We start from the raw sequence: 14,658 nt of genomic DNA, 5'->3' as shown, positions 1-14,658 counted from the left end.
ATTTTTCTAATTTTTGGTTTCGCTTATCTTTGGGATATCATAATCAATTTTAAATAATATCCAATGGAATATCGTATAGAAAAAGATACTATGGGTGAGGTAAAAGTACCTGCCGATAAGTATTGGGGAGCACAAACTCAAAGATCTATTAACAATTTTAAAATAGGACCTTCTGGTAGTATGCCCCTAGAAATTATTTATGGATTTGCTTACTTAAAAAAAGCAGCTGCTCATGCTAATTTTGATTTAGGTGTGTTAGAAGAATCTAAAAAAGATTTGATTTCTGCTGTATGTGATGAAATTTTAGCTGGTAAACACGATGATCAATTTCCTTTAGTTGTATGGCAAACAGGATCTGGTACACAGTCTAACATGAACTCTAACGAAGTTATTGCTAACAGAGCTCAAGAACTAGCTGGTAGAGTAATTGGTGAAGGAGAAAAAGTAATTGCTCCTAATGATGATGTAAATAAATCTCAATCTTCTAACGATACATTTCCTACAGGAATGCACATTGCTGCTTACAAAATGGTTGTAGAAACTACCATTCCTGGAGTTGAAAAACTACGAAACACTTTAAAGGCAAAATCTGAAGCTTTTAAAAATGTTGTAAAAATTGGTCGTACTCACTTAATGGATGCTACGCCATTAACCATTGGGCAAGAATTTTCTGGATATGTTTCTCAATTAGACCACGGATTAAAAGCATTAAAAAACACATTACCTCATTTAGCTGAATTAGCTTTGGGAGGAACCGCTGTAGGAACGGGGTTAAACACTCCTGCCGGATATGATGTTTTGGTTGCTAAAAAAATTGCAGAATTTACAGGGTTGCCTTTTGTAACTGCCGAAAATAAATTTGAGGCCTTAGCTGCTCACGATGCCATTGTAGAAACTCACGGAGCTTTAAAACAATTAGCGGTATCTCTTAACAAAATAGCTAACGACATCCGTTTAATGGCTTCTGGACCACGTTCTGGAATTGGAGAATTAATCATTCCTGCTAACGAACCAGGTTCGTCTATTATGCCTGGTAAAGTAAACCCTACTCAGTGTGAAGCTATAACGATGGTAGCTGCACAAGTAATGGGGAACGATGTTGCTATTGGTGTTGGAGGATTACAAGGTCATTACGAACTAAATGTTTTTAAACCTGTAATGGCTAAAAACTTAATAGAATCTGCTCGTTTAATTGGAGATGCTTGTGTGTCTTTTGATGCAAACTGTGCTATTGGAATAGAACCAAACTATCCGGTGATTGAAAAATTATTAAACAATTCTTTAATGTTGGTTACTGCTTTAAACACCAAAATTGGTTACTACAAAGCTGCTGAAATTGCTAATACTGCACATGCTAACGGTACTACTTTAAAAGAAGAAGCTGTGCGTTTAGGTTATGTTACTCCTGAACAATATGACGAATGGGTAAAACCAGAAGACATGATTGGTGCTTTAAAATAAATAAACCTTTATAAGCTATTCACAACCGTTATCTAAACTAAATAGATAGCGGTTTTTTTATACTATTAACTTACCCCCCTCTAGAAAACAAATGTTTATAAGTTGTTTAGTAACATTCGTAGTTCTTTTCATCATTTGTGTTAGCTTATAGTTGTTTACTCCCCCCTTCTATCACATCTCATTGATATTTTAGTAAAATAATTTTTATACTAAATACTCAATGAAAAAAATATTTTCTTTACTTATTTTTTACCTAGGATGTACACTTATGGGTTTTGCTCAAAAAACACCTTTTTTTACAAAAGGAGAAGATCCTAAACCTTTAGAAAAAAAATGGACCCTTGTAAAAAACATGTCAGATGAATTTAAAGGTTCTAAACTTAACCATAAAAAATGGCAGGATGAACCTATTGGAAACGGATGGAACTGGGACGGAAGAGCTCCAGGATTTTTTAAAGCAGAAAATGTTGTGGTTAAAAACGGAAAAATGAATGTAACCGTTAGTAAATTAGACCAACCTATTGTTAAAAAAGGGAAAACATTTACCCACCAAGGAGCCATTGTACGTTCTTTACACGCAGGTAAAGTAGGCTGGTATTTTGAAACTAGAATGAAAGCCAACGCAACAGTTATGTCTTCTACTTTTTGGTTAATGACCAAATACGATTGTGAAAAAAAAGAAGAGCTAGACATACAAGAATGTGTGGGTAGATTGACAGAGAAAACAGAAAAATGGGCAAAAAATTGGGACGGTATCTTCCATTCCAATGCTATTCATAGAAAAACAAATTGTCACCCTAAAAGTGAAAGAGATCAAAAAATGGTCTATACTCCAACAAAAAATCATGAACGTTTTTATGTTTATGGAGCTTGGTGGAAAAGCCCTACAGAAATTTTATGTTTTTTAGATGGTGAATACAAATACACACTAAATCCAACAGTTGAATGGGATATGCCTGCTTTTTTACAAATGGCTATTGAAACTTATGATTGGAATCCGTTACCAGATGATGGAGGATTGGTAGAAAGTGGAACTTGGGAACAAAGAACCACTCAATATGATTGGGTTAGAACTTGGAAATTGAAATAACACAACTCTTGTAAAATAGTTAAAAAACGGTGAAGTTTACTTTACCGTTTTTTTTATTTTATTCATGTACCAAACCTACATTCTTTTGTTTTTAACAATGATTACTTCTTTAAAAAAAAAATGATTTTGTATTCTTTTTTCATATACATTTATTTAAAAATACAACACAAATGAAAAATTTTAAATGAACAAGTATTTAGTTGTAAATCAACCAGAAAAATGGCGTTTTTTAGTTGATAATATTACAGTTATTTCTTCACAAGATTACCTTACAAATCCTACATACTCTTTACTAAAAAAGGGAAGGATTTTTAATTTATGTAAAGATTATAGTTACCAATCTAAAGGTTACTATGTTTCTTTATTAGCCGAAGCCAGAGGACACCGTGTTTCTCCTACCGTAAAAAACTTAGTAGATTTAGACAAGTTAGAATTGGTTAAAATTGTATCCGATGAATTTGATGAAATTATTCAACAAAGTTTAAAATCTATCAAATCTCAGAACTTTACTCTAAGTATTTACTTTGGACAAAACGTTGCTCAAAAATACAAGGAACTAAGTGCTTTGTTTTACAAACACTTTCAAATACCATTTTTAAGAATTACGTTTAATTTTGATTACAAATGGCATGTACAAAGCATTAGAGCCATTACAGAAGCAGAAATACCTGCTGCTCATATAGAGTTGGCACAAGAATTTGCTAGTCAATATTTTTCCAAAAAAAGATACGATCAGCCCAAACAAATTAAGTACGATTTTGATTTGGCTATTTTGGTTAACAAAAACGATCCTGCTCCTCCTAGCAATGCCAAAGCCATCAAAAAATTTATAGAAATTGCAGAAAAGCTAAAGATTTATGCAGAAATTATAGAACCTAAAGATTTGTCTAGATTAACTTCTTTTGATGCCTTATTTATTAGACAAAGTACCGAGGTAAATAATGAGGCTTACACCTTTGCTCGTAAAGCACAGCAACAAGATATTGCTATTGTAGATTATCCTGATGCCATTTTAAAATGCTGCAACAAAGTGTACATGGCAGAAGCTTTACAAAATGCAAATATTAACACTCCTAAAACCAAAATTATTCACGTAAATAATCAGGAAGAAGTGTTGCAAGAAATTGGTTTGCCTTGTGTATTAAAAACACCCGATTCTACTTTTTCTTTTGGAGTTAAAAAAGCCAAAACAGAAGAAGAGTACAAGGAACTTACAAACAGTATGCTTAAAGAGTCCGATTTAATTATTGCGCAAGAATTTTGCCCATCTAGTTACGATTGGAGAATTGGGGTTATAGACGGAAAAGTATTTTATGCTTGTAGATATTTTATGGCCAAAGATCACTGGCAAATTTACAACTGGAATGCCAAAAAGAAAAAAGAACAAGATGGAGAGTCTGATTGTTTTCCTATAGAAAAAGTTCCTAAAAAAGTCATCAATATCGCCTTAAAATCTGCCAAAATTATGGGCTTAGGATTGTATGGTATTGATATTAAAATTGTGAACAACCAGCCTATGGTGATAGAAATTAACGACAACCCAAACATTGATGTAGGTGTAGAAGACGAATACTACGGAGATTTAATTTACACCACAATATTAGAAGCATTTAAAACTAGAGTTTTATCTTAAGATGAAAACAAAATATAAATTATTTGAAGTTTACGGAATTGAACTTGAATACATGTTAATTCACAATTCCACTTTTAAAGTACAACCTAAGGTAGCCAATTTATTAACGGCTAAAAACGGTACTTTAATTGATGATATAGACAACGGAACCATTGGTTGGAGTAACGAATTGGTTGCTCATGTGGTAGAAATTAAAACACAAAATCCTGTAACTAATTTAACAGGATTGGATGTTCATTTTCATCAAAACATTATTGAAATTAACAACTTGTTAGCACAAACTAACAGCAAATTATTAGGAACAGCTTGTCATCCGTTAATGAATCCTTTTACCGAAACCAAACTTTGGGAACACGGTTCTAACGAAATTTACGAACTATACAATACTATTTTTGATTGCAAAGGACACGGATGGAGTAATCTACAAAGTATGCACATTAACCTCCCTTTTGCAAACGATGAGGAGTTTGAAAAACTGCATGCAGCTATTCGTATTTTGTTGCCTATATTACCTGGTTTATGTGCTAGCTCTCCAATACTAGATGGAAAACTTACAAATTACAAAGACAGCCGTTTGGAAAGTTATAAATACAATCAAAAAGAAATTCCTATAATAGCGGGTAGCGTAATTCCAGAACAGGTTTTTAGTAAAAGTGATTATGAGACTATTATTTTTGAACCTATCAAAAAAGCCATAGAACCTTTTGACAAAGAAAAGGTCTTAGATCATTATTTTGTAAACTCTAGAGGTGCCATTGCTAGGTTTGATAGAAATGCCATTGAAATTAGAGTTATGGATATTCAAGAATGTCCAAAAGCAGATATTTCTATTGCTGTTTTGGTAATTGAGGTTTTAAAAATGTTGGTCTATCATCCTTTTACTTCTTTGTCTTCTCAAAAAAATTGGCATGAAAAAGAATTGGCTATTATTTTAAACAACACCATTCGACAAGGGGAAAACTATACCGTTTTAAACACAAATTACACAAAAGAACTAGGAATACCATCTGTAGAAACAGTTCAAAATATTTGGAGACATTTGTACCAAACCGTAGCAACAAACATTCCTGAAATGTACAAACCTACAATTGAATTTATTTTAGAACAAGGAACGCTATCTACACGTATAGAAAATGCTTTACAAAACAATTTTTCTGAAATCAACATTCAGAAAGTTTACACAAAATTAGCGGATTGTTTACAACAAAATGCTTTATTTGGTAGTTAAAAAGATGAAGGTAGTTTTAACTTGTGAACACGGTGGCAATAACATTCCCCTAGCGTACAATGCTCTTTTTAAAGGGAATGAATTGGTTTTACACACCCATAGAGCTTATGACAAAGGAGCCTTAGATTTATTTAAATTTCTAAGGCCTTTAGCCGTATATCACAAAAGTAATGAAGTTAGCAGGTTGTTTATAGAACTAAACAGATCTTTGCATCATCCTATGTTGTTTTCTGAGTTTACAAAAACGTTAAGCAAAAAAGAAAAACAGCTTTTAATTCAGCAATACTATTCTATTTATAGAGATAAAATCACCCAACAAATAGAAAGTTTGGTACACAGTCATCATTGTATCTTTCATTTATCGGTACACAGTTTTACTCCTGTTCTTAATGGGGTTACTAGAAAATGTGATATTGGCTTGTTATACGATCCTTCATCTCCTAACGAGAAAAAAATTGCCCAATTGCTAAAAGCTGAACTTAAAAAAAGAGCTCCAGAATTAAACGTTCGTTTTAACTACCCGTACAAAGGAGTAAGTGATGGATTTACCAAAACACTAAGAAAACAGTTTTCTAAAAACTATGCAGGTATAGAAATTGAGGTGAATCAAAAATTTTCGTTTCAAAACAAAATAAATGAAGATTTAAAAAAAGTAATTTACAAATCAATCAAGCTCATTATAGAGCAACAAACCAATACAGAAAACAATCAATATCGATTTTAATAAAAGAGATGTACTTCTAAAAATTTCATCTTTTCGTTTCACAAGAATCAGATTTTAGATGTTAAAAAGGAAAGTTACCTTTGCAGCACATTCCTATCTATGAAACCAACACATTACAAAACAATTGCCCAAGCCATTACTTTTTTACAAGAAAATGCAACACTGCAACCTCAACTAAAAGATTTGGCTAAAGCAGTACATATGAGTCCGTTTCATTTACAAAAAACATTTACAGAATGGGCAGGTGTTAGCCCTAAAAAGTTTTTGCAATATTTAAATGTACAACACGCAAAAAAATTACTAAATAAGCCTGAGTATACTTTATTCCAAACAAGTCATGAAATGGGCTTGTCTAGCACTAGTAGATTGCATGATTTGTTTGTGAGTATTGAAGGAATGACACCTGGAGAATACAAAAACAACGGGCAAACTTTAACTATTTACTACTACCTCTACCCTAGTCCTTTTGGAACTGTGCTTGTTGCCAATACTCAAAAAGGGGTTTGTAACATTTCTTTTGTTGATGATCTAGAAACAGAAATCATCCATTTAAAAAATAGGTTAAGTAATGCTACTTACATACATCAAGAACATCCGTTACAAATTAAAGCTTTAAACATTTTCCATAAACTAGAAAAACAAGAAACACCTTTACCTTTACATATTAAAGGAACTCCGTTTCAATTAAAAGTATGGGAAGCTTTATTAACCATTCCCATAGGTAAATTAAGTACTTACGGAGCTATTGCCAATAACATAGAACAACCCAAAGCATCAAGAGCTGTGGGAACTGCTATTGGTAACAACCCCATAGCTTTTTTAATTCCTTGCCACAGAGTCATTAGAGCTACAGGAATTATTGGAAACTATATGTGGGGAACCGTTCGTAAACAAGCTCTTATTGGTTGGGAAACCGCAAAAACAGATACAGAGTAATGGATTTATTTAACCCAAACCCAACCAACCTACTACCTTTTGATGGAGAAGTTTATTACCACCCGAATTTATTAAGTTTGGCTGAAGCACAACATTATTATCAATTATTAAAATCGTCTATAAGCTGGAAAAACGATGAAGCCAACCTATTTGGCAAACACATTGTTACCCAACGAAAAGTTGCATTGTATGGCGATTTTAGTTTTTTATATAGATATTCTAATGTTATAAAACAAGCTTTGCCATGGACTACAGAACTCATCGACCTAAAAAAAATAGCAGAAAAAAAATGTAACGTAACTTTTAATGCTTGCCTATTAAACTTATACCACAACGGAAACGAAACTATGGGTTGGCATTCCGATAATGAAAAAATCTTAGGCAATCAACCCGTAATAGCTTCTATTAGTTTTGGAGCTGATAGAAAATTTTCTTTTAAACACAAAACTACCAAACAAACCGTTTCTATAGTTTTAGAAAAAGGAAGTTTATTAATTATGAAAGGGAACACACAAACAAACTGGCTGCACAAGTTACCTCCTACTACGTTAGTTAAATCTCCTAGAATCAATTTAACCTTCAGACAATTAAAACACTCATTTACAGAGTAATATTTCTCTAAAAAAACCATAATTGTTTTATAAAAAAACATTTAAAACCTACATAGACGATTATCATTTCTATTATTGTAGTTAAATTTTAAAACAATATACAAATGAAAAAATTAGTATTTATTTTTGCATTATTCTTAGGTTTAGCCGTTAATGCACAAGAAAGAAAAACTTTTGAAGGATCTATAAAACATGCTGGTTTAACTCCTGCAGAAACTACAAAAGTAATGGAAGTACAAAAAGAGAAAAAAATAGCTTTACAAAAAATCAATAAGAGTGATTTAGATTCTGAAACTAAAAAGTTAAAAAGTAAAGAAGTAAAAAAAGAAGCTAGTAAAAAAATAAGTGCAATTGTGGGTAAAGAAAAAACTAAAGCAATGAACAAATATTGGCAAAAATAATTTGCTTTTAACATTAAAGTATAAAAGGAGAAACCTATTTGATTTCTCCTTTTTTTTATGATTTATTTAAAACTTATATACTTAATATAGAATCCAACCTGTAAACTTAAAATCCTAGCAAAAAATAGTAACTTCGTGTTTTTGTAAAAAAACATATGGCAACCAACGAATTTATAGAAGTACTAGGAGCTAGAGCACACAACCTTAAAAATATTGATGTTAAAATTCCACGAGACAAACTAGTAGTAATTACTGGTTTAAGTGGTAGTGGAAAATCCTCTTTAGCTTTTGACACCATTTATGCCGAAGGACAAAGACGTTATATTGAAACGTTTTCTGCCTATGCTCGTCAGTTTTTAGGAGGCTTAGAAAGACCTGATGTTGATAAGATTGATGGACTATCTCCCGTAATTGCCATAGAACAAAAAACCACCAATAAAAGTCCACGCTCTACGGTAGGAACCATTACAGAAATTTACGACTTTTTACGTTTGTTATACGCTCGTGTTGCCGATGCGTATTCTTACAACACCAACGAAAAAATGGTAAGTTATTCTGATGAGCAAATCAAAGAATTAATTTTACAAGATTTTGATGGTGAAAAAACATTGGTATTAGCTCCGGTAGTAAAATCTAGAAAAGGGCATTACCGTGAATTGTTTGAACAAATTGCCAAGCAAGGTTTTACCAAAGTACGTGTAGATGGAAATGTATTAGACATTACCAAAGGCATGAAAGTAGACCGTTACAAAACTCACGACATTGAAATTGTAATTGACAGATTGGTGATTAATGCTGAACAAGAAAAACGTTTAGAAGAAACCATAAAAACAGCTATGTATGCAGGAGAAGGTGTTTTAATGGTGATGAAATTTAACGAGAAAAATGCACGTTATTTTAGTAGAGCTTTAATGTGTCCTAGTTCCGGAATTTCTTATCCTTTGCCAGAACCCAATTCTTTTTCTTTTAACTCTCCTAAAGGAGCTTGTCCCAAATGTAACGGAATTGGCCATGTAGCAGAAATAGAATTAAAAAAAGTAATTCCAGATAACAATATCTCTATTAAAGATGGAGGAATTATACCTTTAGGTCCCAAAAAAAACACTTGGATTTTTAAACAACTACAAAGCATTGCAGGTGCCTTTCAGTTTCGTTTAGACGATCCTATTTCTAAAATTCCTGAAGAGGCTTTACAAGTAATTCTTAACGGAGGTAAAGAAACCATTAATGTAAAAGCCAAAGCTGCAGGAGTTACCAAAACCTATCAAATAGATTTTGAAGGAATTGTTTCTTTTATAGAAAATCAGCATCAAAATACAGATTCTAAAAGCATACAACGTTGGGCTAAAGACTTTATGAACGATGTTGTTTGTAGCGAATGTAACGGAAGTCGTTTAAGAAAAGAATCTCTTTATTTTAAAATTGATGGATATGACTTAGGAGTTTTAACCTCTATGGACATTAAAGAATTGGCCGATTGGTTTTCTAAAATTGATGACAAATTAAGTGACAAACAAAAAACCATTGGATCTGAAATTACGAAGGAAATTAGAACACGTATCCAGTTTTTATTAGACGTAGGACTAGATTACTTAACTTTAAACAGAACTTCTAAATCTTTGTCTGGAGGAGAAGCACAACGTATTCGCTTGGCAACTCAAATTGGATCTCAATTGGTAGGAGTATTGTATATTCTAGACGAACCAAGTATTGGATTGCACCAACGAGATAACGAAAAACTAATCAATTCTTTAGAACAATTACGGGATGTTGGAAACTCTGTTTTGGTCGTAGAACACGATAAAGATATTATGGAACGTGCCGATCATGTGATTGACATTGGCCCTGGTGCAGGAGTACATGGTGGACAAATTGTAAGTGAAGGTTCTTATAAATTATTCTCTAAAGTAGAAACCCTAACTGCCGATTATTTAACCGGAAGAAAAGAAATTTCAGTTCCTAAAAAACGTAGAGAAGGAAACGGAAAAGAATTGGTTTTAAAAGGAGCTACGGGTAACAATTTAAAAAACGTAACCGCTCATTTTCCTTTAGGTAAATTGGTTTGTGTTACCGGAGTTTCGGGTAGTGGAAAATCTACACTAGTAAACGGAACCCTATACCCTATTCTAAATGCACATATATACAATGGAGTCAAAAAACCTCAACCTTATAAAAGCATAGAAGGTTTAGAGCATGTTGATAAAATTATCGATATAGATCAATCTCCTATTGGTAGAACCCCACGTTCTAACCCTGCAACCTACACCAAAACTTTTGATGAAATTAGAAGTTTATTTGCCAAAACCCCCGAAGCCATGATTCGTGGTTACAAACCTGGTCGTTTTTCTTTTAATGTTAAAGGAGGTAGATGTGAAACTTGTGAAGGTGGTGGAATGCGAGTCATAGAAATGAACTTTTTACCAGATGTGCATGTAGAATGTGAAACCTGTCAAGGAAAACGTTTTAACAGAGAAACACTAGAAATTCGCTATAAAGGAAAATCTATTTCTGATGTTTTGGAAATGACCATCGATCAGGCAGTAGACTTTTTTGAACACATTCCTAAAATTCACAGAAAAATAAAAACCATCAAAGAAGTTGGTTTGGGCTACATTACCTTAGGACAACAATCAACTACATTATCTGGAGGAGAAGCACAAAGAATAAAACTAGCTGCCGAACTTTCTAAAAGAGACACCGGTAATACGTTTTATATTTTAGACGAACCTACTACAGGATTGCATTTTGAAGATATTAGAGTTTTAATGAATGTAATTCAGAAATTGGTAGATAAAGGAAACTCTGTATTAGTAATTGAACACAATATGGATGTAATTAAATTGGCCGATCATATTATAGATATAGGACCCGAAGGTGGAAAAGGTGGAGGAACAATTGTTTGCCAAGGAACTCCAGAACAAGTAGCTAAAAACAAAAAAAGTTATACCTCCCAATTCTTAAAAAAAGAACTTTAACTCCTATTATTTTTGTATATTAACTTAGGTTAAGTATTAAACAATAAATTATGACAGAAAAGGAACGAATTGAAGCCGAAAAAATATACAATAAATTTGAACAAAAAAACTGGAACGAAATAAAGAGTAATGACTCTTGGGCTGTTTTTAAAATTATGTCCGAAATGGTCAATGGTTTTGAAACCATGGCAAAAATAGGTCCATGTGTTAGTATTTTTGGATCTGCCAGAACCCAACCAAATGACCCCAACTATATACTTGCCGAAGAAATTGCCTACAAATTAACACAAAATGGTTTTGGTGTTATTACAGGTGGTGGACCCGGAATTATGGAAGCAGGAAACAAAGGTGCGCATAGAGGAAAAGGTACTTCCGTTGGTTTAAACATAGAATTGCCTTTTGAGCAAAACAACAACCCTTGGATAGACAGAGATAAAAGTGTAGATTTTGACTACTTTTTTGTACGCAAAGTAATGTTTGTAAAATATTCTCAAGGTTTTGTGGTCATGCCAGGTGGTTTTGGTACTTTGGATGAACTTTTTGAAGCTATTACATTAATTCAAACCAAAAAAATTGGAAGATTCCCTATTGTATTGGTAGGAACCAATTATTGGAAAGGACTCTTAGATTGGATTAAAGAAAGATTACTAAATGATTACAAAACAATAAGCCCCGAAGACTTAAATTTATTTAGATTAGTTGACACAGCAGATGAGGCTATTGAACATTTAAACAACTTTTACAACAAATACAAACTAAAACCAAATTTCTAAACTTGAAACTAATTTTACGATTCTTTTTTTTACTAATTAGTTGCAGCATTTATAGTCAAAACAATCAATTGACTATAAATGCTAAATTACTTCCAGAACGTAGTCTTTTAGAAATTCAACAACAAATAACCTACTATAACCACAGCAAAGACACCTTACATGAAATTGTGCTTAGGAACTGGGCTAATAGTTACCTAAATGACGATACTCCTTTAGCCAAAAGATTGTTAGAAGATTATAAAACCGATTTTTATTTTTCTAAAAAAAACGATAGAGGTTATAGTTTTATACACCACATTTCTTCCAACCAACAAAAAGCAAGTTTTCACATTCCACATCATTTACAAGATTTAGTTTTTGTAAACCTTAGTAATCCTTTATTTCCAAACGATAGTACATCTTTAGACATTAATTATACCATTAAAATACCCAATGCAAAATTTACAGGTAGCGGTAAAAAAGGAATAGATTTTTATTTAGAAGATTGGCATATTACTCCTGCTATTTATAACGGAAAATGGCAATTAGACTCTCATCAAAATTTAAATTACCAATACAAATTACCTACAGATTATAATATAGAGTTTACCACTCCCGTGGGCTATAACATCCACAGTAATTTTAACAAACAAAAAACATCAGAAGGGGGAAAAACCATCTTTTTTTTAAACGGAAAAGGAATTACCCATACAGATTTAAGCATAGCGTTGTTACGTTCTTATTTACAAGTTCCTACCTACCCTGCCAAAATTGTTACCAACTTTATCAGTAACAAAGTTCCTGTTGCTACCCAAAAAATGAAAATGCAGCAAATGATATTTTTTTTAAACGATCATTTAAGTTATTTACCTCACACTAAAATAGTGGTAGATAAAAAAATATACAATCAAAATCCAATATACGAGCTAAAATACTTACCTAGTCAGTTACATCCTTTTAAAAGTGAATTTAAATGGGAGGCTGAATTTTTTAAAGCATTGGTTACCCAATATGTGGAACAAGTGGTAAACATCAACAGGATTGAAGATTACTGGTTTGCCGAAGGTTTAGAAATTTATTTGTTTACCAAGTACATGAATGAGTACCATCCCAATGCTAAATTATTAGGAAGGCTATCTAACATATGGGGAATTAGATCTATGAATATTGCCAAGCAGAGCTTTAACAATAAGTTTAACATGGTCAATCAAATTACGGCCAGAGAAAATTTAGATCAAGATTTAGATACTCCGTACAACAAACTTTCTAACTACAATAAAAAAGTAATTTCTCCTTACAAATCTGGAATTGGATTTTTATTTTTAAAAGAATATATAGGTGAAAAAACCTTAGACAATAGTATTTACAATTTCATCAGTAGCAATAGAGGAAAAACCATTAGTTCTAAAGATTTTTTAGACAATTTACAGAGTAATACAGACAAAGACATTCGCTGGTTTCAAAAAGAGTGGATCAATACCAAGAAAAAAATAGATCATAAAATTGTAGATACCAATTTTAGAAAAGACAGCGTAGAAGTAACTATAAAAAACAAAAGAAGCATTACCACACCTGTATTAGTTTACGGTTTAAAAGGCAATCAAATAAAAAGTAAAACTTGGATTGATGGTTTTAAAGACATCAAACAAATTTGTATTAAAAACGACTCTCTTGACAAAGTTGTACTGAACTATGAAAACATCTATCCTGAAATTAACTACAGAAACAACTGGGACAATAAAAAACCCAAACTATTTGAACGTCCTATACAAATTAGCTTGTTAAAAGATTTAAACAACCCTAGAAAAAATCAAGTTTTTTTAAAACCAGAAGGAGATTATAACTACTACGATGGTTTTATTTTAGGTTTAAGCATACAAAACAAAGCCTTTTTACATCAAAATTTAGAATATGCCATTAGCCCTACTTTTAGCACCGCCAGCAAAAGTTTAACAGGAGGCTTTAATGTTGATTATTCTGTATTTCCTGAGAACACTATTATATATCAAACCAATTTTGGAATTTCAGGAAGTAATTACCACTATGCTCCAGATTTAAATTACAATACCGTAGCCCCCTACTTTTCTTTGAGCTTTAAACAAAAAGATTTTAGAGCTTTAGGAACTAATAAAATAACAGCTCGTTTTTTAGTAATTGATAAAGAGGTTGCTCCTGGAATTCAAAAAACAGATGAAGACGATTATCATTTATTCAAATTAGATTATTTATTTAAAATGAATAAATTAATTCACAACTACCAACTAAACGTTAATACAGAAATAGCCACTAAATTCTCTAAACTTAATGTAGATTTTAGGTACAGACATCTAACCAATCAAAAAAGAGCTATAGAGTTTAGGTTTTATGGAGGAGCATTTATTACCAACCACACAACTAGTGATTATTTTAGTTTTAACCAACACACTGCCAACGATTATTTGTTTGAGTTACCGTATTTAGGACGATCTGAAACTAGCGGAATTTTAAGTCAACAATACTTTAAATCTCAAGGAGGATTTGTTTCTCAAAACAATCCTGGATTTGCAAATCAGTGGCTCACAAGTATCAACACAAGTGTCGGAATAATTAGATGGGTAGAAATTTTTAACAACATTTCATTGTTAAAAAACCGTCGTTATTCACCTTTTTTTGATTATGAAACTGGAGTCCGATTAAACTTTATTCCTGATATTTTAGAATTTTATTTACCCATTTATAACAAAGAAGGCTTTGTTACACAGCAAGATAACTACATACACAACGTCCGATTTGTAGTTACCTTAAAAGCTCAACCCATCATAAAATTTTTAAAACAACAGCTCTTTTAACAATTGTTAATAGCTAACT

The 14,658-nt window shown here is 32.2% G+C and carries 11 protein-coding genes; all 11 read left to right on the top strand.

Annotated elements, in window-relative coordinates; genetic code table 11:
* Positions 1 to 63: 63 nt before the first annotated feature.
* Positions 64 to 1,461, top strand: coding sequence for a class II fumarate hydratase (fumC, locus tag ACY2IJ_RS13870; protein ID WP_476724918.1), 1,398 nt, complete (start codon positions 64 to 66; stop codon positions 1,459 to 1,461).
* A 220-nt stretch (positions 1,462 to 1,681) separates the two neighbouring features.
* Positions 1,682 to 2,551 (top strand): LamG domain-containing protein, encoded by an 870-nt coding sequence (locus ACY2IJ_RS13865; RefSeq protein ID WP_476724917.1) that lies wholly within the window; start codon positions 1,682 to 1,684, stop codon positions 2,549 to 2,551.
* A 184-nt stretch (positions 2,552 to 2,735) separates the two neighbouring features.
* Positions 2,736 to 4,184 (top strand): RimK family protein, encoded by a 1,449-nt coding sequence (locus tag ACY2IJ_RS13860; protein WP_476724916.1) that lies wholly within the window; start codon positions 2,736 to 2,738, stop codon positions 4,182 to 4,184.
* Position 4,185: 1 nt separating this feature from the next.
* The gene (locus tag ACY2IJ_RS13855; RefSeq protein WP_476724915.1) at positions 4,186 to 5,412 is read left to right on the top strand and encodes a glutamate-cysteine ligase family protein; all 1,227 of its coding nucleotides are present in this window, start codon (positions 4,186 to 4,188) and stop codon (positions 5,410 to 5,412) included.
* Between the two features lie 4 nt (positions 5,413 to 5,416).
* Positions 5,417 to 6,136, top strand: a complete 720-nt coding sequence (locus ACY2IJ_RS13850; protein WP_476724914.1) for an N-formylglutamate amidohydrolase — start codon at positions 5,417 to 5,419, stop codon at positions 6,134 to 6,136.
* Between the two features lie 99 nt (positions 6,137 to 6,235).
* Positions 6,236 to 7,072 carry a methylated-DNA--[protein]-cysteine S-methyltransferase gene (locus tag ACY2IJ_RS13845; protein ID WP_476724913.1) on the top strand — a complete coding sequence of 279 codons (837 nt, stop codon included), beginning with the start codon at positions 6,236 to 6,238 and terminating at the stop codon, positions 7,070 to 7,072.
* Positions 7,072 to 7,683 carry an alpha-ketoglutarate-dependent dioxygenase AlkB family protein gene (locus tag ACY2IJ_RS13840; RefSeq protein WP_476724912.1) on the top strand — a complete coding sequence of 204 codons (612 nt, stop codon included), beginning with the start codon at positions 7,072 to 7,074 and terminating at the stop codon, positions 7,681 to 7,683. Before ACY2IJ_RS13845 ends, ACY2IJ_RS13840 begins: the two co-directional genes overlap by 1 nt.
* 104 nt (positions 7,684 to 7,787) lie before the next feature.
* Positions 7,788 to 8,084 (top strand): hypothetical protein, encoded by a 297-nt coding sequence (locus ACY2IJ_RS13835; protein WP_476724911.1) that lies wholly within the window; start codon positions 7,788 to 7,790, stop codon positions 8,082 to 8,084.
* A gap of 155 nt (positions 8,085 to 8,239) precedes the next feature.
* The gene (gene uvrA / locus ACY2IJ_RS13830) at positions 8,240 to 11,059 is read left to right on the top strand and encodes an excinuclease ABC subunit UvrA (protein WP_476724910.1); all 2,820 of its coding nucleotides are present in this window, start codon (positions 8,240 to 8,242) and stop codon (positions 11,057 to 11,059) included.
* Between the two features lie 50 nt (positions 11,060 to 11,109).
* Entirely contained in the window at positions 11,110 to 11,832 is a 723-nt protein-coding gene (locus tag ACY2IJ_RS13825; protein WP_476724909.1) for an LOG family protein, read from the top strand.
* A gap of 2 nt (positions 11,833 to 11,834) precedes the next feature.
* Complete coding sequence (locus ACY2IJ_RS13820) at positions 11,835 to 14,639, top strand: M1 family aminopeptidase (protein WP_476724908.1); 2,805 nt, start codon at positions 11,835 to 11,837, stop codon at positions 14,637 to 14,639.
* Positions 14,640 to 14,658 lie beyond the last annotated feature (19 nt).

This window comes from Wenyingzhuangia gracilariae (assembly GCF_056387575.1).
The sequence above is the reverse complement of the archived record's forward strand: the minus strand, read 5'-3'. Positions and strand labels throughout refer to the sequence as shown.